Raw genomic sequence first — 22864 nt, 5'->3', positions numbered from 1 at the left:
CGTGGGAGCACCGCTGAAAGCGCTGTTCGTGAACGAGAACATCGGTGGCCATGCAACTGTGCACCACTCCCTGCGCCGTGCCTTCGCCGAGCGCGACGATGTCGAGGTCGAATTCCTCGACGCGGGTGGGCCTTCTCTGCTCGGCCGGATCATGCGCGCGCCGATTCCCGGCCTCGGACGGCTCGATCTCGACCTGCAGGCGTTGCGGGGACAACTCGTGCATTCGCGCGGACTGCGCTGCCGGTTGCGGGAACGCCTTGCGGACGGCGACGTCGATGTTCTGCACGTCTACACACAAAACTGCATGCTCGGCTCTGCCGACATGGTGCGTGGACTCCCCACTGTGGTCACGACCGACAGCACCAACGAACTCAATGCCTACCTCCTGCCCTACCGCGCGGCGACCCGGTTCACCCGCCTCGCCGTTCGGGCGGCGGTGCGTTTCGAGCAACCCGTCCTCGACGCGGCGCTGACCGTTGTCGCGAACGGCCGTCGTACCGCGGCGTCGCTCACCGGGCCGACGTACGGCCTGTCGGACGACAAGGTCACGACGATGGCCCCGGGAATCTGGTCGCCGTTTCTCACCGGCGAGAGAGCGCTCCCCGATCGCACGGGGCGAGCGCGACCGACCATCGTCTTCATCGGCACCAGCATGGAACGAAAGGGTGGCAACACCCTGCTGCGCCTGCACCAGAAGCACCTCGCCGACGCGTGCGATCTGGTTCTCGTGACCAAGGATGCCGTGCCGGCCGGTCGCGCCGTGACCGTGATCGACGACCTCACCAGCGGTGACGACCGGTTGTGGGACATCCTCGCCGACGCCGACCTCATGTGTTTCCCGTCGGGAATGGATCAGGCTCCCAACGTGATTCTCGAAGCGGGCGCCGCTGGACTGCCCGTGATCGCCTCGACGGTGGGGTCGATTCCGGAAATGGTGGTCGACGGCGACACCGGCCTGCTCATCGACCACGACGACGAGGACGCGCTCCTCGCCGCGATGCGTCTGCTGCTGGCCGATGGAATCCGCCGTCGCGAGATGGGCGCTTCGGCCCACGAGCGCATCGCCGAGCACTTCGATATCCGGACCACGGCCCACCGTCTGACCGAACTGCTGTACGAGGCGCACGGGTCGGTCGCTGCGCGGTGACCGACCCGCTGCTTTTCGTCGCACACACCGGGCAGCGATCGGGCGCGGAGAAGGTCATGCTCGCGCTGATCGACCACGCACGGAACGAAGGACGACGCGTGATCGTGGCATGTCCCGACGGGCCTCTCGCCGACGCTCTGCCCGGCGAGGTGGCGCGACTGGTGGTACCGCCGCTCGGGATGCAGGGACAGCAAGGTGTCCGTCGTGTGCTCGGCCTGGCATCTCTTCCCGTGAGGTGGGCGAGGGCCGGAGCCCGGATCCGCCGCGCACAGTCCACGGAACATGCTCGAGTCGTGTGTAATTCGTTGTTCGCGCTGCCGGCGGTCTCCCTGGCCGTCGCCGGAACCCGGCGCGCCGGACGCGCGGCATGGCTCGTACACGACACCCTGTCGTCTCGACGTCAGATCCTCGTCGCCCGACTCGGCCGACCAGGCGTCGGCACCGCTGTCGCCGTGTCGCGTGCGACGGCAGAACCCGTCCGGGCACTGGGATTTCGCACGGTCGTCGCTCGTAACGGTGTATCCGTCGGCGAGCGTCGCCGCGACCCGGCGGGCCCAGGCGCATCGCGCGTGGGCATCCTGGCCTCGATCACCGAGTGGAAGGGGCACCGGATTCTTCTGGAAGCGGTCTCCCGCATTCCCGATGTCCGGCTGGATATCGCGGGCACGCCGTTTCCCGGCGACGAGGCATTCCTCGACGAGTTGCGCACCCGTGCTGCGATGCCCGATCTGCGTGGACGCGTCGTTTTCCTCGGGCATGTCCCTCCCGCGCAGGTGCTCGATACGTGGGACGTCCTGGTCTCGGCGAGCACGTCACCGGAAGCGGGGCCCCTCGGAGTGTTGGAGGCCATGGCGCACGGCGTGCCGGTACTGGGCACCGATCACGGCGGCACGGCGGAATACCTCGCAGACGGCGCCGGTGTGCTGGTGCGGCCCGGTGATCCGGAGGCTCTCGCCGAGGCGCTGACGCGCCTCCTCGACGACCCGGTAGCGCGACGCGAGATATCCGATATCGCCCGGCAGCGCGTCTTGTCACTGCACGATATCGACCGAACGCTGCCGGACATGGCGTCCGCGCTGTGGGCATGAGTGCGGCCCGGCGCTCCGAGCAGGGGTACCGGCTCACGGAAGGCGCTCGCGCAGCGTGTCCTGAACGAGGCACTGTGCCGTCACACGCTGTTCCTGCCCTTTTCCGGTGTACTCGCGAGTAGCAATCGCATCGGGATAAAGTCTCTTCCGTTGCCCTCACATCCCATCGTGCGGGCGACTGCGCAGGCCGGTAACCCCCATCGCCGGCCTACGCAGAAGCCCCGGTCTACTCCACCAGAGTCGCCCGGGGCTTCACTCTTCCCGCCGGCATTTCCGGCATACCGAACGTCGAAACAAGTTCTGCCAGAACGGTTGTCGCGACAGCACAGCTCGGGCACGGTACCGTTTCCGGCGTACGTCGCCGACGGGACCGTCCGGCAGAGGCGGATCCGAGGCAGCAGGCCTTCGATCTGAGCGCGCCAGAGGTCGACCGCGGGACCGGGCGCGATCCCGGCGGTTCCGGGCTTCGAGTTGCCCAGCGGGGTCGTCGAGTTTCTTCGCGACCTGATCGGCACTCCTTCCTGACGTCCCCTTCCGTCGCACATCGGCGGCACCCTTCCAGGGGTGCCGCCGATGCGTGTGCGAGGTAGTGGACGATAACTTCATCTCGTACCGGTCGAACTCGGATGTGCCGAGAAGCAGGAGGATCACGAGTGACACCCGGCTCCATCTCAGGTACCACCGTGACGCTCGACGTCCTGCGCCGCGCCTACGGACGCAGTATGCGGCCGCTCACCACTGCGGGGTCGTACCTGGACGGTGACGGATGGTGGGCCGGGATCACCGGAGCACCGGATCCCGACTACAACCTCGCGCTCGTCCACAACGGCGACGTCACCGCGCATGCGCAACACGTATACGACATCGTGACCGCAGCCGGCTTCCCGGCGATCGTGTTGCTCGCCGGACGAGGCCTCGCCGCCGCACAGGTGCTCGCCGACCGCGGCTGGGTGTGCGCGGGGGCTCTCGACCTGACGGTGTTCGTTCCGGTCCTCGCACCCGAGGACGACGCGTTGCGGGTCCTGGGGCGTGAGGACATGTCCGACGCGCGCGACCTGGCTGCGGGTGCGTTCGGGGTGTCGCCGGGGACCGCGGCGATTGCGTACGCCGACACCGTTCCGGAAGCACCCGGCCTGACGGCGACGGGCATCTTCGACGACGCTCGCTTACAGTCCTGCACACTGATTTCGGACGGCGGCGAGATCGAAACCGTGTGGTCGCTGGGGACGAGGAAGGGACGGCAGCGTCGTGGCTACGCGCGGCGTCTCGTGGATGCGGCGGCAGCCCGCACGTTCGCACTGCGTGGTCCGGTGCCGATGTGCGGTCTCACCAGCCCGCAGGTGACCCCGCTGTATGTCTCGGCCGGTGCGCAGGTGGTCGAGAACTGGCAGATGTGGTCGCGCCCTCGCTGGCTCCTCGGCGTGTAGCCGCGCGCTCCGGAGTGAGGTAACGTTCGGCCGGATTTTCGCGACCTAAAAGCGACATTTCCCCCCATACGGCAGTTCCGCGAAAGGGTCCGCGACGTGCTTGAAGGAAACATCCGCGACGCCGAGTTGCGTCGTGAACTCGGCGTCCCTCCGGCCGTCGATCTCCTCGGGCACGCTCGCGAACTGGCGCGGGTCGCGCTTCCGGCGGCCGTCGCGGCGGCGGTGGTGGCACTCGCGGTGTTCTTCGTCCGCGACAGCGGACCCGGCGTCTACGAGTCGACCGTCGTGGTGGAGATTCGCAGCAGCGCAGCGGTGTCGGGCTCGGACGCGTCGCTCGGGCAGCTGATCGCTCCCTACGTCGCGCTGTCGGAGGATTCCCGCGTGGTGGCCGCCATCGCGGCGGAGGTCGGTGAGGATCCGGCTGCGTTGTCCGGCAACATCTGGGTGGACTACGGAACGTCGCCGACACTGCTCACGGTGACGGCACGCGACGGGTCCCAGGAGGAAGCGGACCGGCTCGCTCAGGTGGTCGTTGCTGCGCTCGACCAGGCTCAGGGCACCCGGAACCGCACCGCACTCGAATCGCGCATCGCGGATCTCGACGGAATCGTCGCGGGTCTCCGTGCCGAACTCGCGGCCGGTGCCGACGACAGCACGGACGACGGCAGCCCGGACCCGGTGTTGCAGGCCGAACTGGATTCCCGCCTCGACCAGCTTCGTGCCGTGCGCTCCGGTGCCGGTGCCGAACACCTCCAGGTGCTGGCCGCGCCCGCCGGAAGCGGCACGAAGGTCTCGCCGAAACCGAAGGCAGAGGCTGCGGTCGCATTCCTGTTCACGCTGATCGTGGTCGCGGAGCTGCTGGTCGCCCTCAACGGCCGGTTCGGCAGGACCGTCACGCCGGCATGGGCGCGGCGGACTTCCCGCCGGTATCGCACGGCCCTGCAGGTCGATACCTCCGGCACCCCACGCCTGCCGCTCGACACGGTGGTGATGCTGCAGCAGCGCGCCTCGCTCGGCGAAGCGATTCTCGTTCTCGACGGTTCCGGGGTGGAGGCGGACCCGGACGTCTTCGGCGACGACGCCGCCGAACGCATCATCCGGTGCGGCTTGACCGAGCAATGGTGGAAGCAACTGCGTCAGGAGAAGGTCGGGCTTGCCCTGATCGTGGTCACGACGGGTAGCGAAGACCGCGCCGCCGTGGAGAACAGTCTTCGTGCGCTGGCCGAGATCGAGGTCCCCACCAGGCTGGTCGTCTTGTCCGTCGAGAAGCCGCCGGCACCCGAGAAGGACGAGCCGGTGGCCGCCCCGACGGCGCCCGAGCCGAGCAGTGTTGCCCTCTCCCCGCAACCGCACCCGCAGCCGCAACCCCACCCGCGCCCGCAATCGCACCCGCAACAACCGCACGCGCGCTCGCAAGTGCCCGTGGACCCGCAGCGCCGGCCTCCCATGCCGACGCCTGTGCCTGTGCCCGACCGCGACCCGTCGTCCGGGCCCGTTCCGTTCGTCGATCCGGCACCGCCGACCCGGCCCATCGCGGCGCTCTCGAAGTCGCTCTTCGAGCCCCAGGAAAACACCCCTCATCCCCGCTACCGGAGCGGGGAGGGGCAGGTCGACACGCCGCAGGGGCACCCGCCGCATGCGGAGGAGACATATGCTCCGGTGAGCGAGTCGGTCAACCGCGAGTACGCCCAGGAGATCGTCCGGAACCGAGACGACCAGGGAAATCGGCCGCCGTCCAGCGATTCGGCTCCTGCACCGGACTCCACACCCCGAGCTTCGGACTAGGCCGAGTTGTATCCTCGCGGTCTCGCTATATAGTGATGGCGGTCACTCCGGGGGTGTGGGGTGGCCTGCGAGCCGAGCAACGTCGGCACATTACCTCGAAGGACTGCCTTGACTACCCGCATCGCCGGTACAACGCATGAGCACGTCGCGACACCGGGAAGTACAGAATGGATCAAAGCTCACCTTGCGCGCATGGACGATCTCTCGCCTGCCGACACCCGGAGTGACACCGAGCGCAAAGAAGTGAATCATCAGCCTGTGTAGAACGTGGGGGGACGGGCATTCAGCTTGTGGTGGCACCCACCGCAGCAGAATGGGACTTCCGCGCGCTACCGAGAGGAGTGCTGCATGAGGGAAGTGTTCAAGGGCGAACTGAACGAACTGCTCGAACGGCTGGGGGAACTCGGCGCTGTGGCCGCGGAGGGCCTCTCGTCGGCGACCGAGGCGCTGTTCCGCGGTGACCTGCTGGCGGCGCAGAGCACGCTCGACCTCGACGCCCGCCTCGACGAGCTGACCACGGACTGCGCCCATCGGGCCATGAAGATCCTCGCCTTGCAGGGGCCTGTCGCCGCGGACCTCCGACTCGTGTTCTCTGCAGTCAGGATCAGCGGTGATCTGAGCCGGATGGGGCAACTCACGCTCCACATCGCGCGCGTTGCACGCCGTCGCTTCCCGGACCTGCTCGTGCGAGGTGCCCTGCACGACGACCTCGCTGTGATGGCTGACGTCGCAGCCCGGATCGCAGCCGTGCTGCGCGATGTGTTCACTCATCTCGACCTCGAGGCGATTCAGAGTGTCCGTGCGCTCCAGCGCGAGTTGGACGCGGTGCACTCGCGGATCCTCGCCACCGTCGAAGGCAAGAACTGGGACGGTGACGTTCCGACGGCCGTGGACACCGTTCTCGTCGCGCGCTTCTACGGGCGGTTCGGAGACCAGGCCGCCGACGTGGCCGATCGGCTCATCTTCTTCGTCACCGGCGAAAGACCCGCGGAAGTCGCCTGAGTTCGCCGCGCGGATTTCCCCGAACCGTGTCATTCTCAGCTCACTCGAACATGAGGATGAACGGCGGTAGGGCGATGAAAACCGACGAGTACCTCTACTTCGTCGATCGTGCTTTCGACGGGATGCTGTCCGCGTCGACGAAGCTCGGCGACGCCGGCGCGAACACGGCACCGCCGCTGCCGGGCGCCAACTCGGTGTGGGCGATCACCTATCACTGCTGCGCGCTCGTCGAGTTCTGGGTGGGCCACATCGTCCTCGGCCGTGAGAGCAACCGCGACCGCGAGTCGGAGTTCGGTGCATCGGGCACCGTCGCGGAGTTGGCGCGGATGGTCGCCGAGCAGCGCACCCGGCTGGCCGAGGATCTCGCTGCGGTGGACCCGGCCGCCCGGCTGGCGCATGCTGTACCGGAGAAGTACCGGGGTGACGTGGTGTCGGTCGACGGGGTCCTGCTCCACGTCCTCGAAGAGCTTGCGCAGCATCACGGTCAGATCGAGATCACGCGCGATCTGCTGCTCTCCGCATCCGAGGAGGCCCGATGAGCAGGATTTCTTTCCCAGGATTCGACGACCTGGACATCGCCGAGTTGTCGGCTCGCGCGGGGGCGAAGTGGGCTCGAGCCGTCGACGAAGGCCTGTTGCCCGCGTGGGTCGCCGACATGGACTTCCCCGTTGCACCGGTCATCCGCAGTGCGCTCCACGAACAGATCGAGACCGACCTCGGCTACCCGAATTGGGTGCACGGCACCCCGCTGCGTGAAGAATTCGCGACGCGGATGCGCGACCGGTACGGATGGGAACCGGACCCGGGCTCGGTCCGCGAGCAAACGGACTTGATCCAGGCCCTGCAACTGATCCTCCACTTGAGCACGCGACGCGGTGACTCGGTCGTCGTTCAGACCCCGAACTATCCGCCGTTTCTCGCCTCCATCCGCCGGATGGGCCTGCAGCAGCTCGATTTCCCCTTCGTCGATCGGGGCGACGGGTGGGTGCTGGACATGGAAGCCTTCGAGCAGCGGGTTGCGCGCCACCGCCCCCGCGTACTGGTGCTCGTCAACCCGCACAATCCCACCGGCCGTGTTCACACCCGCGCGGAGCTCGAACAGATCGCAGACATCGCCGAACGGTTCGACCTGCTGGTGGTCAGCGACGAAATCCACGCCGAAATAGTCTTCGAGCCCCACGTGCACATCCCGTTCGCATCACTCGGCCCGGACGCGGCGAAACGCACTGTCACGATCACATCCGCGGGAAAGTCTTTCAATCTCGCCGGGTTACGGTGCGCGGTGGTGCATTACGGATCGGAACGGCTGCTGAGACGGCGTGACGCCGAACCGTTCGACCTGTACGGCGCGGTGTCCGTGCCCGGAGTGGTCGCCACGCTCGCCGCGTGGCGGCACGGTGACGCATGGCAGCGCGACCTCATGCAGGTCCTGGAACGGAATCGCAGGCACGTCGACGCCGTGCTTCGAGAAAGAATCCCCGCTGCGCGGCACCACCTCCCGGAGGGAACGTATCTCACCTGGATCGACGTCGGTCCGCTCGGATTCGATGATCCGGTCGAACGGGTGCGGGAGCGCGGCAGGATCCTCGTCGAGGGCGGGTTGCGGTTCGGCAGCGGATGCCGCAACTACGTGCGCATCAACTTCGCGACATCGGCCGAGCTTCTCGACATGATCCTCGAGGGCGTCATCTCCGCGCTCGGCAGCGGAGCCGATGTACCCGCGGCACCGTTCGCGGCGCCCCGAGTCCGGTAGACGCGTCGACTCGGCCGGGAGCCGAGAGGTGTAGCTCGGTGCGGACGCCGTAACGGTGAGTCGTCCGCCTACGATCGTTCTCGGGGGGCGCGACACGGCGCGTCCCGTGCGGCCGGTTTCGCGTCGCGCACTCCCGAGAAGGAGCTGGGTACATGCGAGGCCGGCACACAGAGCACCGGCGGTCCGAGCCGGAGCGCGGACGCCGCCCCGGACAATGACCTTCGACATCGTCGAGGGCAGTGCAGTCGACGCCCTCGTCCCGGAATGGTCCGACCTCACGCGGCACGTGGGCACACGTGTCGCCGCGCGACCGTCGTACGCGCTGAACTGGCACCGGAACCTCGGGCGGGGACGACTGGCAGTGGGTACGGCACGCCGCGGTGGACGACTCGTGGCGGTGGCTCCGCTCCACCGGCGCAATCGACTCGGCGTACAGACCCTCCGCTTTCCGGGGCACGGCCTCGGCACGATCGGCACGTTCGTCGCAGCCGACGATCACGCTCTCGCCGAGTTGGTGGACGGGATCGCCGCAACCGGGATGTCGCTGCAACTCACCCACATCGACGTAGCGGATCCCTTGGTGGAGGTGTTGCGTACGTCGCCGCTGTGGAACGTCGGCGTCGAGGTGGACGATCGATGCCTCACCATCGATCTGCCGAGCGGCGCCGGTGCGACGACGCTGCGCGGCAGTCGTACGCTCAAGACACTGCGCCGTGCCGAACGAGCACTCGAGGGTGCCGGTACACCCGCGCGAGTCGAGGTGATCCGCGATCCGGAACACCTCGAGCGACGCTGGGACGACATCGTCGCCGTCGCAGCGGCAGCCGACGAGCACACCGACCGCGACAATTTCTTCGGGCCGTCGTTCGCGGCGTTCACCAAACCTCTGCTCGAGGCCGAAGCGCGGGCGGGAACTCTGCTCGTGGTGGGCTTGGTCGTCGGAACACGGTGGTGCGCACACGAAATCATGTTCCGCACCGGCGACGTGGCCGAGATGTGGATGGCCCGCTTTCATCCCGATGTGCGCCGGTACCAACCCGGTCAGCTGTTGCAGCGATGGCTCGCCGACCATCACGACGCCCTCGGCATCGCGAGATTCGACTACATGGTCGGCGTCTCGGAATTCAAATCGCATTGGGCGAACGGCGAATACCGGGTCGGAACCGTCGTTGCCACACCCGTCCGCCGCCGCCGCGCCCGATGGATGCTCCAGCTCGCCGAGCGCGGCAGCGACTGGGTGAGGCCGGTGCGTCGCGCCGCACGCGACGTGCTCCGGCCCGCAGGTGAATCCGTCTGATCAGAGGCATCCGGGTGTCGTTGCCGCCGTGCGCATCACGTGCCAGGCGGGTTTCGGTGCAAGGGCATGGTCGACGACACCGAAATTCTGTTCGCGATCGGATTCGTCGGTGCCACGATCGACGAGGCTGTACACGAACAGCTTGTCCACGAAACCGAGGCGCCGCTGCTCGGTGATGCCGTCGCGCAGTATCTCTGCCTGCCGCTCCGCATCCACCGCATCGGTGCCGGTTCCGGTAGGAGATCCGAATTCGGTTGCCCATATCGGCTTTCCGTCGTCACCGTGCCCGATCATGATGTCGCGCATGTCGCGCATCCGGTAGAAGGAGTTCCAGCTCTCGGTCGAGGCGTCGGAGGGCAAGGCGGGGTAGCTGTACGGATGCATGCCCACCACATCGAAACTCTCCGCCACACCCAGTTCGTAGAGTTCCGAGAGGAAGGTCGTCGGAGCGATATCCGTCCCGTTGTCGGTCGCCGGGGACAATCCGCCGCTCACGACCACGGCGCCGGGCACCGCCGCACGGATACGACTCGAGGCGGACTCCAGTAGGGCCGCATACGCCACCGGGTCCGGCTGCGGTCCGAAGAACACCGCGAGGTTCGGCTCGTTCCAGATCTCCCAGTGGGAGACCCGGTCCCGGTACCGCTGCGCGACATCCGCGCCGAACCGCCCGAACTCGTCCGGATCGGCGGGCCGGCCGTGCGTATCGTCTGCGTCACCGGCGCGTGCCCACTCCGGGGTGTGGGTCAGCAATCCGAGGATCTGCAGTCCGTGCGCGCGGGCCGCATCGACGACCCGGTCGGTTCCGGACCAGTCGAATTCTCCCCGGCTCGGCTCGAGAATCGACCAGTCGAAGTCGAACCGGACCCACGCCGCACCGCTGTCCGCGGCGGCGCCGAAGTACCGGTCGAGATCCGCATCCCCGAGAGTGTCGAGCCCCGAACCCGTGGCCACACCGAGGCTGTCGGCCGACAGATCGGTGCGGCACCCGGCGGGCTCGGTACTTCCGCACGCGACTGTACCGAGCACGACCAGCACCGCCACTGCGCTCAGCAGTCGTCTCCGTAGCACCGTTCTCCGTCTCACTGTTTCTCCGTACTGCTGTGCCCGGCGCGGACTCACCGAGACTTCACGAGCCCGACGAGTCCCAGCCCACCGGTGATGGGAAGGAAATGAACACCTGCGAACACACACAGGGGAGCAACGACGGCGGTGATCGGCCACGGCACGTCGAACTGCTCGGCGAGCAGCGACGCCCATACGGTCACTGCTACACCCAGCATGGCGATGGCCGACGCCTGGGCGAACGGGAACAGCCGCCGGACCGCAACCGTCCGGGCGACCACGACCCAGATCGCCACCACCATCACCGCCTCGGTGAGGACCGTCGCGAGGGCCGCGCCCTCGAACGACATCCGGGGGATCAGCACCAGGTTCGTGGCGACGTTCGCGGCGAGCGCGGCGAGCGCGACCCAGGGGTAGACGCGGTGCCGGCCGGTCGCGACGAGAACCATCAGGCCCAGTTCGGTGAGCATCGACAGTGCGCTGCCGGCCACGAGCATTCGGGAGGCATCGGCACCTTCGGCGAACCGCTCTCCGTAGAGCAGCGCCAGCACACCGTCCGCGGTCGGCCAGAATGCGGCGGTCGCCGCCGCGCCGAGGACTGCGAGCAGCATCGCCGCTTCACGCGTCCGCTGCCGGAACTGCTCGCTCTGCGCCGGCCACGTCGCGACGAGCAGCGTGGTGACGGGCCCGACGACCGTGGAGGCAACCATCGACAACAGGTCGGCGAATTTGTACCCCACCGTGTAGAGGCCGACGGAGTCGAAGGTGTCCATCCGGCCGAGCATCAGCACGTCGACTTTCGACAGGACGGTGAGCAGCGCGAAACCGATCGTCAGTGGCACCGCCTCGATCAGCATTTCGCGCCAGCGCCACAACTGGGCACGCGCGGCCGGTAGCGGTCCGGCTTTGCCGGCGCGGACGCCACGAATCTTGAGTGCGGCCGCGACGACTTCGTTGATCACCGCGGGTGCGACGACCACCAGCAGGACCGGATGCCACAGGACGGCCGCAATGGTGCAGACCAATTGCGCGAGCTGGCCGAGTGTTTCGGCCGCGGCCACCGACGCCATACGCAGACGGCTCTGGTACATCACCGACAAGGCGTTGCTGGGGGTCGCCACCACCACGACCAGCCCTGCCACGACCGTTGCCCACACCACGTCCGACGAATAGCCCAGCAGCACCACGTATCCCACCGCGAGGGCGTAGCCGATGAAGCCGAGCACCCCGCGCAGCGCGATGAATGCCGTCGTGACGTAGGAGACCTCCCACGGATTGCATTCGACGAGTTTGGCGAGCACGACGCGGCCCACGCCCAGATCCGTGACCACCGACAGCACTCCGAGCAAACCGAACACGAACGAGAACTTGCCGAAGTCGTCGGGGGCGAGCACCCGTGCCAAAATCATCGATCCGGCCCAGCCCATCGACGCGATGGCCAGACGGCTCCCGAGCATCGCCACGGTATTGCGCCGCGCCGCGCGTCCGTCCAGTTGCGGCTGTCGCGGTTCGTGCAGGGTGCCGTCGCGGTCTTCGTGGACCTTGGCGACGATCCGTTCCATCAGGACGGTTTCGGCGACGAGGTCGATGTGCAGTTGCCCCGTGTTGGTCATCGAGGGATGCGCGTAGCCCGACAGTGACGGGGAATCCCAGATCTTCGCGTGGCGACCCGAGGGAGCGAGGTCGGCGGGAATGTGGGTGCTCTCGTCGTCGTCCACGTCGTCCGGACGTGAATGCCTACCCACCGGGAGTCACCTTCACAGTCGGAGGCCGGCGGTGCGGTAGGCGCCGACGGTGAGTTCCGCCGTCCGAGTCCACGTGAGGGTCGAGGCGACCTCCGGGGCGCGTCGCCTCAGTGCCTGGGCGGTGTCGAGGTCGAGGAGAGTGGCGCGCAACGCCGCCGTCCATGCCGGCACGGTGTGTTCGGTGACGAGCAGTGCCCCGTCGTCGGCGAAATCCGGCAATGCGCCGACGGCACTCGAGACGACAGCACCGCCGCACGCCATCGCTTCGAGGGGTGGGAGACCGAAGCCCTCGTAGCGCGAGGCGTATGCGACGACACTCGCGGCAGCGTAGAGGGCAGGCAGGTCCGCGGTGGCGACATAACCGAGTCCGTGGGCCCCGGACGGTGCGTCGCGTCCGGTCGAACCGGCGCCCGCGAGGACGAACGGCACGTCGAGGTTCCGGCACGCTTCGGCCACCAGCGCGACGGACTTGCGCGGTTCGACGGTGCCGACCTGCAGTACGAAGCGGTCGGGCAGTCCGTAGCGGGCGCGCACCTCGGCAACCTGGCCGGGCGACGGGGGCGTGGCCCACGGGGCCGGCGCCAGTGGGGTGACAACGGCATCGCGGCCCGACAACGCGTGGATGCGTTCGGCGGTGAACTCGGAGACGGCCACGAGGACATCGGCCCGGCGCATCGCGTCGCGCAGCAACCGGCGTTCCCCTGTCGCCCGGAACCGGCTGAACGCCCACGGTGCGTCGAAGACGGCCAGATCGTGAAACGTCGACACCGTCAGGCTGCGCTGACCGAGAGGGAGATCGACGTCGAGGCTGTGGAACAGGTCTGTGGAGGGGAGGGGCACCGCGTTCCACACGGCGCGGCGCACACCGCGTGCCACGGGGCGCCGCGAGGCAGAGACCTGTGGTGGCAACTCTGCCACCGCGTCGCGCTGAACTGTCGCGCACAACTCGGTCCCGGGGAGAAGCGCGGGCAGCGCCCTCAGCAGTTCACGGGCGTAGGTCTGGACTCCGCTGCCGGCAGGGCGGAGCGCCATGGCTCCGAACCCGATTCGGTATCCGGTCGATGAAGCTGCGAACGATGCTGTGTGAGCGCACATCCCACGATCCCTAAGAGTAACCAGAAGTAGACGTCGAGCGGGAAGATCTCCAGATAGGTCGACACGGTGGACGCGACCGCCACCGCCACCACCGACGCACTCACACCGAGCGCGAGCGCGGCGTCCTGGCCGCGCATGATCCGCGAGGCGCGAAGGGTCGACACGGCGGCGCAGACCAGAACGAGGACGAACAACCACACTCCGATCGGTCCGAGTTCGACGGCGAGTTTGATGTAGTAGTTGTCGGGTTGGTACGGCATGAATCCGAAGGTCACCGCAGCCTGCAACGACATTTCCGAGAGCATGGGGTTGGTTTCGGAAGCGGCCTTGGCGGCGGCGGAACCGGTTGCGCCCAGTCCCTGACCGAACGGATGCACCCACAGCGAGGCAAGGGTCTCCGACCACCCGTCGCCGCGTTCACCGAGGCTCGACGACGACAAGAGCGGAGCAAGCAACGAGCCCGGTACGACGAGGAGAGCGATCGGCGCGGCGAGGGCGGCGGCACCGAATCCCAGCAGCAGCGCGCGGTGGCGGTGGACAGCGAGCCACAGCAGTGCGACCGCAAGACCGATATAACTGGCACGAACGATCGTCACGCCCATGCCCAGCAGCATGATCGGTGTCGCGCAGAGAAACAACCGGTTGCGGAGCCGGGTGGGATCGGCGAGGGCGATCGCGCCGCCGACGACGAGGCTGATCATCACGAACAACCCGAATGCGAACGGGGTCGTGAAGGTGCTGAAGCTACGGAGGATCCCGCCTGTGGTGCGGAGATGGTCGTCCCAGCGGTATCCGAGTGCCGCGAGACGCTCACCACCGATCACCTGCTGCGCCAATCCGACGACCGCTGTGAACACCCCCATGCCCATCAGGATCGTGACGAAGGTGTCGCGGTCGCGGGCGTCGAACGGTGCGCGCCACAGGATCACGGGAATGATGAGATAGAAGAAGGTGATCTTCAGCGGGGTAACGGCTCCCGGTCCCGACACGAGTATCGCCGACACGACACCCAGGACCACCCATGCCGCCACTGCCGGCCACCACGGAAACGCCGGCGCGGGAGTGCGTCTGCGGTAAGGGCTGACGAAGGTCGCCGCCAGGGTCAGCAGGAGGACCCCCTCTTTCCAGGGGGACAGCGCCGAACCGCCGGGCACGATCACGAGCAACCCGTGCAGAGGTGTGAGCGCGGCGATGAGAAGCAGTCCACGCTGCGGCCGCCGATAGAGAGCAAAACCCAGTGCGGCCGCGCACGGCAGCGCCAGGACGAGCAAGGCCGTCATGACACGCCCGGCTCGGCAACGGGTTCGCGTACCGGGTCGGTCCGGCCGAACGACGAGAGCACGGCCGCGGTGATCTCGGCGCGAAGGAACTCGCGCCCGTCACGCTGGTACGCGCCGTGGTCCCCGGTCACACCGGCGCGGATGCGTCCCGTGAATCCTCGTCGCTCGACTCGCCGCAGTCCTTCGTCGCCCCGCTGGTAGCGGAACGACGCGTAGTCCTGTGCGGAGAGCACGACGGTGACATCGACACCTGCGCGGCGCAGCGCTTCGAGGATCACCTCGGGGACCTGGGTGACGCCGAGCCGGCCCAGCAATCGCCATGCGGGGTAAGGCAAATGCTTCTGTGCGAACGGTTTGATGCGCGCGCGCAACGGAACCGAGGCGGGTCCCGGCTCGCGATCTCCGCCGCCGGGTGCAGCAGGTACCGGCGGGCGAAGCTGTTCACGCAGAGACTTACGCCGGTGGGTGGACCACAGGATCATGTTCACCAGGACCACTGCGCGGGTGCGTAACCGGAGAGCGACGTACGAGGAGTACCACGCACCGGAGCACAGTCCCGTCACGATCAGGTCGCCCGGTTCGGTCCCCAGCGCAGTGGCGGCGTCGATCGCGTCCCGGTCGGACACCTCGGAGTAGAGCGACGCGGGCCGGCCGGCGTCCACGGTTCCGGTGTCTCCGACCCCGGTGCGGTCGAAACGGACGGAGGAGACGCCGTGCGCGGCCAGGCTGCGGGCGAGTTCCACCCAGAGCCGGCTCGGGCCGATGCGGTGCTCGTAGGCGGTCCCGAAGAACAGCACGGTGGGTCGGTGATCGTCGCTGCCCGCCGATTCGACCGCATGGGTCCGCACCGCGAACAGCGCATTGGGTCCGAGCGATTCCACCGATTCGTAGACGGGAGAGCCGTCGGTCGTGGTGGCCACCGCCGCGCGATGCCGGAGCGACAGCACCACTTCGTGGGTGTCGGTGGGCGACCCTCCGGCGATCCAGTCGGCGATCTCCCGGATACCGCCGAACGGGATGTCGGCGTACAGAGCTGCGGGGGCGGTGAACGCCTCGTGGTCGACGAGGGGCAGTTCGTCGCACACCAGCGCGTCGGCGAGCGCGGACAGTGCCGGGGTGTCGCGCGCCGCGGGGCGCGTCGCGAGCATGGTCCTGATGCCGGTGAACACACTCGCGTCGATGCGCAGCGTGCTCAGCGCGTGCGCGGCGTCAGGGGAGAGGGCCCCGCCGATTATCGAGATGCGGGGATCGGCCGGATCGTCGGTGCCCTGGGTTACCCGGTACAGGGCGCGTTGTTCGCGCAGGGCGCTGCGGCCGGAAAGGAGGGGATCCCACAGCACCACGGCGTCGACCGGTCCGCAGCCGGGAAGCGCGGTGGCCGCGAGAAGTGCTCCGGCGCGCAGACCGACCACGGTGATGTGCGCTGCTCCGCATGCGCGCGCGAGCGCGGTCGCCGCAACGACGCTGCGCTGCCAGGCCGCTACCGCGTCAGGGGAATCCTGGTCGCCCGACGAGTCACCGGCACCGGAATAGTCGAACCGCACCGACGTCAGGCCGCGGTCCGCGAGCTGCTCGGCGAGTGCTTTCATGCCGCGGTAGGTGTCGAGGTGTTCCTTGCCCAGCGGTGGACAGAGCACCACGGCGCCGCGGGACCGGCCGTCGTCGGGAACGTGAATGTGCGCGAGGAGTGGTGCGTCGGCGGGCCCGAACCACGACGAGTGCTGCACGCCCACGTTCGAACCTCCAGATCATGCGGGTGACCCAAGGCGGCGGACGGCGCACCACGCGCCACCTCTTGAATCGGGTTGTTGCTACGACACATTCGAATCGGGCCGTCGACACCCGGCGGTACCGGTGCGCAACCTGTGCCATAAACTACCGTGCCCTACTGCTCGGGCGTTCGGAGGGATGGTCATGCCGGGAGTGCTCGTGCACGAGTGGATCGCACGTGACGGCGGTTCGGAGAAGGTGCTCGACGAGTTCGTGCGGTGCTATCCCGATGCCGACGTCCTCTGTTTGTGGGACGACGCCGAGCGTTACCCGACGCGGACGGTGCGCGAGAGCGGACTTGCGCGCACCCCCCTGCGGCGCCACAAGGCGCTCGCGCTCCCCGCGATGCCCTACGTGTGGCGGCGGAGGACCGGGGACTACGACTTCGCGCTGGTCAGTTCGCATTGCTTCGCCCACCACGTGTCGTTCCGCGGTGCCGCACGCGACTTCCGCAAGTTCGTCTACGTGCACACCCCCGCCCGCTACCTGTGGAACCCCGAACTCGACGATCGAGGTGCGTCGACGGCGGTCAAACTGGCATCGCCGCCGCTCCGGCGTCTCGACCGCCGGCGGGCGGCAGAAGGGGCACAGTTCGCTGCGAACAGCGATTTCGTTCGACGCCGGGTGGAACGGGCCTGGGGCGTGGAGGCCCGCGTGATCTTTCCTCCGGTCGACACGACACGGATCTCGTCGGTCCCGGAGTGGAGTGCGGAACTCTCGGAGCCGGAATCGGCGCTCCTCGAGAGCCTTCCGGACACGTTCGTCCTCGGGGCGTCGAGGTTCGTTCCGTACAAGCGGCTGGACTGGGTCATCCGTGCCGCTGATCTCGCGGGTCTGCCCGTCGTCGTCGCGGGGTCGGGTCCGGAGGAAGCGCGGCTGCGGAAGCTGGCCGACGAGGCCCGTGTGCCCGTGCGTGTGCTTGCGCGTCCGTCGGACGAGATGCTGTACGCCCTGTATCAGCGCGCGCATGTCTACGTCTTTCCCGCGATCGAGGACTTCGGGATCATGCCGGTCGAAGCGCGCGCTGCCGGCGCGCGGGTGATCGTCAACGAACTCGGCGGAGCTGGGGAGACCGTGGTGGAAGGGGTGGACGGCTTGCACTTTCGGGACGATTCCGTGGAGTCGCTCGCGGAGTGCATCGCGGCCGTCGACACGGTTCCCCGACGGGGCCGGAATTCGGTGGCGGAGTTGTCGTCGGAGAGATTCCGTGCGGACATCCGGAACTGGGTCTCCTCGTGAGCCGGAAACGGTGACGTACGACGGCTCCCGCCCTCGCTGAGTCGATCTTGTCTCGCTTCGTGCCCTGAGGTAGGTTCCACGCGGGTCGCGGGCCTGTTCGATGGGGGACAAGTGGGGGTTCGGCATGCACTTCGGTACGACGGTTGGCCTTCTTGTGGACCCGCTCCGGATGTTGGCGTCGCCCGAATCCTCTGCGCCCCTGGCACCGGAACGGCTGTAGGGTCGCCGGCCGTTCTACGGACGGAACCGGGTGTCGCCGCGGTTACGAGGGCCGAAACACGCCGCACGTGCACTCAACGGATCGCACGCTTCCGGACGGTGCTGTCACCCCGCGGCCGGACATTCTCGCACGGACAGGCTTCCGTTCCGGTGTGACCTAGAGCACTGAAACACTTCTCGGCAGGAAAACGGTAATAGCGGCATAACGGTCATAGCAGTCGGGCAGGGCGAAACGGTCGGGACCGACCGAGCCGTCACACGGTCGGGGGGCGAGGGGTAAGCCGAAGCATGGGGCGTAAATGAGCATCGAAGCCGGGCGAGCGCGAAGACTGCGCGCCCTACCCGCCCCGAGCCCGGACACGACGCGGGAATCCACCGAGAGGCACGGCACCCGCAGGCAATGGCAGACCATCCATACCCGGCTGTTGTGCCTGACCGACGCCGCAGTCGTGTGTGCGGTTCTTGCACTTGCACAGTGGGTTCGGTTCGCTTTCGGTGAAGTTCCGGAGGCCGGTGTTCCGAACTCGATGCTGCTGGCGGTCGCCGTTGCCGGCTGCTGGCTCGCCGCGTTGTCGCTGGCTCGCACCCGCAAACCCACGGTAATCGGCAGGGGCGAAGAGGAATACCGTCTGGTCACCAGGGCGACGCTCCAGTGTTTCGGATTCATCGCGATCCTGTCGTTCCTGATCGAGTCGTTCGTGATCGACCTCGACGCGGTCCGCATCTATCTCGGAGTCGCCCTGCCCCTCGGGCTGGCCGGCCTTCTCCTCGGGCGGCATCGGTGGCGCCGGGAGATCGGCCGCAGGCGTGAACGCGGCGAGTTCCGCACCTCGGTACTCGTGATCGGCGGTGACCAGGCGGTCAAGGCGATGGTCGAATCCTTCACTCGTGACGCCGATTCCGGTTACCGGGTGGTGGGAGTGTGCACCCCGGGATACACCGGTGAGCAGATCCGGACGCTCACCGCGGGCGGGCTCGACATTCCGGTCCTCGGTGGCGAGAAGGATGTGCTGCACGCCGTCAAGCTCACGGGCGCAGACACCGTGGCGGTGGCCACGAATGCGCAGTGGGGCAATTCCGATCTCGCAGACCTCGCGTGGGACCTCGAGCCGTACCGGGTGGACCTTGTGGTCGCGCCGGGTGTCACCGAGATCGCGTCACCCCGGCTGTCGATGTACCCGGTGGGCGGTCTCCCTCTCGTCCACGTCGAGGAACCCCAGTACCGCGGGTCCAACCGGATGGCCAAGACCGTCTTCGACCTCGTGAGCGCGACTCTCGCTCTCCTCGCCTTCGCACCCGTCATGCTGTGTGTCGCGGCTCTGATCAAAGTTCAGGATCGGGGGCCCGTCTTTTATCGCCAGGAACGCGTCGGGCTGAACGGAGCGACCTTCCGCATGTGGAAGTTCCGGTCCATGGTGACGGACGCGGACACGATGATCGATGAGATGCGACGCGAAACGGACAGCAGTCGCTCGGTGTTCTACAAGTCGTCGTCCGACCCGCGGATCACCCCGGTCGGACGATTCATTCGCCGAACCAGCATCGACGAACTGCCGCAGTTGTTCAACGTTCTGACGCGCGATATGAGTCTGGTCGGTCCGCGCCCCCTCACGGTGGGGGAAGGCCGGGAGATTCCGCGCTTCGTCGACCGCCGAATGCTGGTGCGCCCGGGCATGACCGGGCTGTGGCAGGTGTCGGGACGGTCGAATCTCTCGGAGGCCGACCGTGTTCGGCTCGACCTGTTCTATGTGGCGAACTGGTCGATGGTGCAGGATCTGCTGATCGTCGCGAAGACGGTGCGCGCTGTCCTCGCGAGCGACGGTGCCTACTGAGGCGCGTTTCGGCCTGCCGGCTCAGGCTCCTCGCACCGCGTGTGCGAACGCCGTCATCAACTCCGGACTCTTGATCCCGCGACCGGACTCGATGCCGCTCGAGACGTCGACGCCCCAGGCTCCCGACGTGGCGACCGCTCGCGCCACATTGTCCGGGGTCAAGCCGCCGGCGAGGATCCAGCGCCCGTCGGGGACAGCGCTGCGATCCTGCCAGTCCCACGTGACCCCGGCGCCCGCAACCGCACCGTCGACGAGCAGCAGATCGGCGCCCAAATCCTCGGACACCGACGCGGCGCCGCTCTTGTTCACCGCACGGATGACGGTCAGTCCCGCTTCGTGGAGCACCCGGACATCGTCCGCGGAACGCAAGTCGTGCACCTGGACGTGGTCGAGGCCGGCCGCACGGGCTGTCGCGACGATCTCGTCGAGAGCCATCTTCACGTAGACCCCCACCGCGAGTGTTCCGTCGGGCACCCGCGACCGCAGTCGCGTCGCCTCTTCGGCAGACACCCGGCGCGGACTGTCGGCGAAGACGAAGCCCACCGCGTCGACACCCAGTTCGACGGCCAGGTCGACCGTGGCCTCGTCTCGAAGCCCGCACATCTTGATGAACGTCATCGCCTGCCTTCCGTCCTCATTCCCTACGAGGATATGGGTACGGCAGGGAGGCTTTTCGACCCGCTATGCGGCGAGGGAGAGGGCGACGCTGGCGCACCCGGGGCACAGCGCGGTGGGGTCCACGACCCAGCCGTTGGCGCGGGCTGCGAGAGCGGCGACGGTGTAGGTGTGTGCGACAGTCCGGTAGGAGTGGTCACATCGCTCGCATCGGAACGACCAGCGCTGGGCACCGAAATGCTCGGTGCCGCGTGTTGCGACGTCCTGCGTGGCGATGTCCTGCATCGGGGTGACCATCCGAAGATCTGCCTTCTGGCGCACAGGTCTGCACCTTTCTCCTTCTGCGCGTCCCGCGCGGTGCGGACGCAACTTCCCACCGTCAGGTACCCATTTCGGTGCCGGAAAACGTGAGATCTGCGTCACACGCCTGGTGTGTCGTCGGGTGGGGAGAGCGTTCCCACCCGTGGGGCCGGGTCGGAAGCTGCGCCCGGAAGACGCCCGAGTTCGGCACCGGACGCGGTGTCCTGACGCACTGTGTCCTGACGCAGCTGTGCGAGCCGGATCAGGAAGCCGACGCCGATCATCACGTACGCGCCGCCTACCAGGTGTTGCGGCAGCGCCCACTCGAGTTCGCGTCCGTCGCCCGCCGGCAGCAGGTGGTGCGGCCCGATGAGGAAGACCGCACCGATGGCGACAGCAACGGCGACGTTGCGCCGGCTGGGTGCACGCAGCACCTCGAGTGTCAGCACCATCAGTGCCGGAGCGACCCAGACCCAGTGGTGCGACCACGAGACCGGCGAGGCGAGAAGCACCGCAGTCGCAGTGGCGAGCAGCGCCGTCACGAGGTCTCCCCGCGAGAGAGCGAGGCGGATTGCGACGACCGCGACAACCAGCATGACGGCGACGGCACCGAGCCACAGCGCCGACTCGAGCGGGTCGGGCGGAGCGAACCGCGAGACGACGGCCTTGAAGGATTCGTTGGCCGCGTAGTACGCCGAGCCGATTCGCCCGGTGTCCGGAAGCGTGTGCAACCAGTACCGCGTGGACGCCTCGGGCAGGAGGACGAACGCCGCCGCAGAGAAACCGAGTGCGGAGACGACGATGCGTGCGCTGGTCCGCCAATCGCGCGCGAGCAGGAACAACAGCAGGAAACCCGCGGGTGTCAGCTTGATGGCGGCGGCAAGACCGATCAGCACACCCCGGGGCCATTTGGGTTTGGAGGCGAGTACGTCGACGGCCACCAAGGCCATGAGCACCAAGTTGATCTGGCCGAAGCTGATGGTTTCGCGGACGGGTTCGAGTTGGAGTGCGACGGCGACGGTGACCGCTGTGACGACCCAGGATGTGCGGTTCTCCAGGTCGGGACGCACCCGTCCGAGCACCATGCGCACTGTCACCACGAGTGCTGCGACGGACACCGCGGTGAACACGAACTTGGAGAGTGTGACGGGGATCAGTGCGAGCGGTACGAAGAGGATCGCGGAGAGCGGGGGGTAGGTGAACGGCAGTCCGAAGTCGTCGACGACCGGAGGGATCGCACCGTAGAGGTCTCCGCCGTCGAGCAGCACGTGTGCGCCCATGCGGTAGACCAGCAGGTCGATGTAGTCGTTACCGACCAGAAAGGCGATCGTCGCGGCGATCGAGAGACCGAAGATCACCGCGATCGCGGTGGTGTGTGTGCGGAGGTCGAGGGAGAGTTCGGTCGATGGACGGTCGTCGTCTCGCTTCAGCCATAAATGTCGCACTCGATGACTTTACTGATCTTTCCTCGATCTTCGGGCAACCTCAGCTGTCGATCCGGATTCCGAGGTGTGCGGCGAACAGGCCTGCGAGTGCAACGGCCTGATGGCCGCTGATGGTAGATCCCCTCAATCCGTCCAGATTTCTGATCACTCCGATCTCCGCGCCGCGGAAGTCGACGTGCGCGAGAGTGGCGCGGTTCACATCGAGGTCGCCGATTCGGCTGTCTTCGAACGCCACCCGCGTGAGGTTCGCTTCGGCGAGGTCGAGTTCGTCGATGATGCATCCCCGGAACAGCACGTCACGCAGGTTCCCTGCGCGCAGGTTGATCAGGCTGATCTTCGAATCGGTCACCACCACCGAGCGCAGTCCGGAGTCGTACAGGTCGAGCGCGCCGATCCGGCTGCCGACGATCCGCACGTTGTGCAGGGTGCTGCGGGAAGCGGAGAACTTCGGTGCGTGCATCCGCTCGATGCGGGTGTCGACCATTCGTGCGCTCGTGAAGTCCGTGCCGTCGACGGACACCCCGGCGAGCTCGCACTCGGACAGCGTCACACCCGCGAGATCGAGTCCGGACAGGTCGACGTCCGAATACCGCATTCGCTCGACGGTGGTGTGCGCCGCCAGGTCGCGGGCGTCCCCGTCGTCGAGTTCGACCGGCCGACGTCCGTCGATCTTCGGGGGCTTGGTGGTGGTCCGGGAGGCGCGAGTGGTCATGCGACCAGTGTCGCCCGTACGGGTGCCGCGCAGATCCGGACCCTCCGC

The 22864-nt window shown here is 67.6% G+C and carries 19 protein-coding genes; 10 read left to right on the top strand and 9 right to left on the bottom strand.

Annotated elements, in window-relative coordinates; genetic code table 11:
• The first annotated feature begins 1 nt into the window (after window position 1).
• The 8 genes from HF886_RS02470 (at window position 2) to HF886_RS02435 (ending at window position 9499) form a co-directional block, all read left to right on the top strand.
• On the top strand, window positions 2-1147 hold the full coding sequence (locus HF886_RS02470) for a glycosyltransferase family 4 protein (protein ID WP_169651454.1): 1146 nt from the start codon (window positions 2-4) through the stop codon (window positions 1145-1147).
• Window positions 1144-2235: a glycosyltransferase family 4 protein gene (locus HF886_RS02465; protein WP_169651453.1), complete on the top strand. Its 1092-nt coding sequence runs from the start codon at window positions 1144-1146 to the stop codon at window positions 2233-2235. The genes HF886_RS02470 and HF886_RS02465 overlap by 4 nt, the downstream gene beginning before the upstream one ends.
• A gap of 683 nt (window positions 2236-2918) precedes the next feature.
• The gene (locus tag HF886_RS02460) at window positions 2919-3662 is read left to right on the top strand and encodes an N-acetyltransferase (protein ID WP_346765282.1); all 744 of its coding nucleotides are present in this window, start codon (window positions 2919-2921) and stop codon (window positions 3660-3662) included.
• A gap of 96 nt (window positions 3663-3758) precedes the next feature.
• On the top strand, window positions 3759-5447 hold the full coding sequence (locus HF886_RS02455) for a hypothetical protein (protein WP_169651451.1): 1689 nt from the start codon (window positions 3759-3761) through the stop codon (window positions 5445-5447).
• A 348-nt stretch (window positions 5448-5795) separates the two neighbouring features.
• Entirely contained in the window at window positions 5796-6449 is a 654-nt protein-coding gene (locus HF886_RS02450) for a PhoU domain-containing protein (RefSeq protein WP_169618883.1), read from the top strand.
• 74 nt (window positions 6450-6523) lie between these two features.
• Window positions 6524-6988 (top strand): DinB family protein, encoded by a 465-nt coding sequence (locus HF886_RS02445; protein WP_169651450.1) that lies wholly within the window; start codon window positions 6524-6526, stop codon window positions 6986-6988.
• The gene (locus HF886_RS02440; RefSeq protein ID WP_169651449.1) at window positions 6985-8202 is read left to right on the top strand and encodes an aminotransferase class I/II-fold pyridoxal phosphate-dependent enzyme; all 1218 of its coding nucleotides are present in this window, start codon (window positions 6985-6987) and stop codon (window positions 8200-8202) included. The genes HF886_RS02445 and HF886_RS02440 overlap by 4 nt, the downstream gene beginning before the upstream one ends.
• A 214-nt stretch (window positions 8203-8416) precedes the next feature.
• Complete coding sequence (locus HF886_RS02435; protein ID WP_169651448.1) at window positions 8417-9499, top strand: GNAT family N-acetyltransferase; 1083 nt, start codon at window positions 8417-8419, stop codon at window positions 9497-9499.
• On the opposite strand, the gene HF886_RS02430 is transcribed toward HF886_RS02435, so the two are convergent.
• The 5 genes from HF886_RS02430 to HF886_RS02410 are packed head-to-tail and all read right to left on the bottom strand — an operon-like array spanning window position 9500 to window position 16417.
• Complete coding sequence (locus HF886_RS02430) at window positions 9500-10585, bottom strand: cellulase family glycosylhydrolase (RefSeq protein WP_296550478.1); 1086 nt, start codon at window positions 10583-10585, stop codon at window positions 9500-9502.
• Between the two features lie 32 nt (window positions 10586-10617).
• Window positions 10618-12309, bottom strand: a complete 1692-nt coding sequence (locus tag HF886_RS02425; RefSeq protein ID WP_346765281.1) for an oligosaccharide flippase family protein — start codon at window positions 12307-12309, stop codon at window positions 10618-10620.
• A 12-nt stretch (window positions 12310-12321) separates the two neighbouring features.
• Complete coding sequence (locus HF886_RS02420; RefSeq protein WP_240954836.1) at window positions 12322-13341, bottom strand: glycosyltransferase family 1 protein; 1020 nt, start codon at window positions 13339-13341, stop codon at window positions 12322-12324.
• A complete protein-coding gene (locus HF886_RS02415) occupies window positions 13287-14684 on the bottom strand; it encodes an O-antigen ligase family protein (RefSeq protein ID WP_169651446.1) in 1398 nt (465 codons plus the stop codon). Before HF886_RS02415 ends, HF886_RS02420 begins: the two co-directional genes overlap by 55 nt.
• A complete protein-coding gene (locus HF886_RS02410; RefSeq protein WP_169651445.1) occupies window positions 14681-16417 on the bottom strand; it encodes an alpha/beta hydrolase in 1737 nt (578 codons plus the stop codon). The genes HF886_RS02415 and HF886_RS02410 overlap by 4 nt, the downstream gene beginning before the upstream one ends.
• A gap of 181 nt (window positions 16418-16598) precedes the next feature.
• On the opposite strand from HF886_RS02410, the gene HF886_RS02405 reads away from it, so the two are divergent.
• Both HF886_RS02405 and HF886_RS02400 read left to right on the top strand, forming a co-directional pair.
• The gene (locus HF886_RS02405; protein WP_240951833.1) at window positions 16599-17693 is read left to right on the top strand and encodes a glycosyltransferase; all 1095 of its coding nucleotides are present in this window, start codon (window positions 16599-16601) and stop codon (window positions 17691-17693) included.
• 518 nt (window positions 17694-18211) lie between these two features.
• Window positions 18212-19744, top strand: a complete 1533-nt coding sequence (locus tag HF886_RS02400; RefSeq protein WP_169618898.1) for a sugar transferase — start codon at window positions 18212-18214, stop codon at window positions 19742-19744.
• Window positions 19745-19765: 21 nt separating this feature from the next.
• Here HF886_RS02400 and HF886_RS02395 read toward each other — a convergent pair whose 3' ends face one another.
• From HF886_RS02395 to HF886_RS02380, 4 genes are all read right to left on the bottom strand, one after another.
• Window positions 19766-20362: a phosphoribosylanthranilate isomerase gene (locus HF886_RS02395; RefSeq protein WP_169651444.1), complete on the bottom strand. Its 597-nt coding sequence runs from the start codon at window positions 20360-20362 to the stop codon at window positions 19766-19768.
• A gap of 63 nt (window positions 20363-20425) precedes the next feature.
• Window positions 20426-20680 carry a hypothetical protein gene (locus HF886_RS02390; protein WP_346765280.1) on the bottom strand — a complete coding sequence of 85 codons (255 nt, stop codon included), beginning with the start codon at window positions 20678-20680 and terminating at the stop codon, window positions 20426-20428.
• Window positions 20681-20778: 98 nt separating this feature from the next.
• Window positions 20779-22104: a glycosyltransferase 87 family protein gene (locus HF886_RS02385; RefSeq protein WP_346765279.1), complete on the bottom strand. Its 1326-nt coding sequence runs from the start codon at window positions 22102-22104 to the stop codon at window positions 20779-20781.
• Window positions 22105-22144: 40 nt separating this feature from the next.
• Window positions 22145-22816: a pentapeptide repeat-containing protein gene (locus HF886_RS02380; RefSeq protein ID WP_169651443.1), complete on the bottom strand. Its 672-nt coding sequence runs from the start codon at window positions 22814-22816 to the stop codon at window positions 22145-22147.
• Between the last annotated feature and the right edge of the window lie 48 nt (window positions 22817-22864).

The sequence above is a fragment of the Rhodococcus sp. 105337 genome (genome assembly GCF_012844225.1).
In the GTDB taxonomy this organism is placed as follows: Bacteria; Actinomycetota; Actinomycetes; order Mycobacteriales; family Mycobacteriaceae; genus Rhodococcus.
The sequence above is the reverse complement of the archived record's forward strand: the minus strand, read 5'-3'. Positions and strand labels throughout refer to the sequence as shown.

What these genes read in the sequence shown, in the direction of transcription:
- HF886_RS02450 (WP_169618883.1), top strand. Translation starts at nt 5,796, where the DNA reads ATGAGGGAAGTGTTCAAGGGCGAACTGAACGAACTGCTCGAACGGCTG.
- HF886_RS02445 (WP_169651450.1), top strand. Translation starts at nt 6,524, where the DNA reads ATGAAAACCGACGAGTACCTCTACTTCGTCGATCGTGCTTTCGACGGG.
- HF886_RS02440 (WP_169651449.1), top strand. Translation starts at nt 6,985, where the DNA reads ATGAGCAGGATTTCTTTCCCAGGATTCGACGACCTGGACATCGCCGAG.
- HF886_RS02435 (WP_169651448.1), top strand. Translation starts at nt 8,417, where the DNA reads ATGACCTTCGACATCGTCGAGGGCAGTGCAGTCGACGCCCTCGTCCCG.
- HF886_RS02420 (WP_240954836.1), bottom strand. Translation starts at nt 13,341, where the DNA reads ATGGCGCTCCGCCCTGCCGGCAGCGGAGTCCAGACCTACGCCCGTGAA.
- HF886_RS02415 (WP_169651446.1), bottom strand. Translation starts at nt 14,684, where the DNA reads ATGACGGCCTTGCTCGTCCTGGCGCTGCCGTGCGCGGCCGCACTGGGT.
- HF886_RS02405 (WP_240951833.1), top strand. Translation starts at nt 16,599, where the DNA reads ATGCCGGGAGTGCTCGTGCACGAGTGGATCGCACGTGACGGCGGTTCG.
- HF886_RS02400 (WP_169618898.1), top strand. Translation starts at nt 18,212, where the DNA reads ATGAGCATCGAAGCCGGGCGAGCGCGAAGACTGCGCGCCCTACCCGCC.
- HF886_RS02395 (WP_169651444.1), bottom strand. Translation starts at nt 20,362, where the DNA reads ATGACGTTCATCAAGATGTGCGGGCTTCGAGACGAGGCCACGGTCGAC.
- HF886_RS02380 (WP_169651443.1), bottom strand. Translation starts at nt 22,816, where the DNA reads ATGACCACTCGCGCCTCCCGGACCACCACCAAGCCCCCGAAGATCGAC.